General features: G+C 59.4%; 1 protein-coding gene. It reads right to left on the bottom strand.

Translation table 11 applies throughout. The annotated features are described in order from the left end of the window. Positions 1–468, bottom strand: a 468-nt coding sequence (locus J5M71_RS28000) for an enolase C-terminal domain-like protein (protein ID WP_279382399.1), incomplete at both ends; no start/stop codon positions are given.

Here is a 468-nt window from a genome sequence, read left to right on the forward strand (position 1 = left end):
ATACTGCAGATCATCGCCGAGCAGTTCGGCCATGCGAATCGCCGTCTCCAGCGACCAGTTGCCGTTCGGGTCGATGCGCAGCGGCAATCCCGGAAAGGCTTTTTTCAGTGCCTTGATACAAGCCACTTCATGCTCCGGCGGCAAGGTGCCGGCCTTGAGCTTGATGCTCTTGAATCCGTACGCTTCGATCATCCGCGCTGCCTGCGCGACGATCTGCTGCTCGCTCAGCGCCTCGCCCCAGTCGTCTGGCTTGTAGGGCGAGTCGATATGCTCGGCGTACTTGAAAAACAGGTAAGCGCTGAACGGCACTTCATCGCGGATCGCCCCGCCGAGCAGGTCCACCAGCGGCACGTTCAGGTAGTGCGCCTGCAAATCAAGAAACGCTACTTCGAATGCCGAGTAGGCATTGCTCACCGCTTTGCTGGCGTGGGAACCGGGGGCCAGTTCAGCGCTTACCTGTTTTTCAAG

Source organism: Pseudomonas sp. 43(2021) (genome assembly GCF_017490805.1).
In the GTDB taxonomy this organism is placed as follows: domain Bacteria; phylum Pseudomonadota; class Gammaproteobacteria; order Pseudomonadales; family Pseudomonadaceae; genus Aquipseudomonas.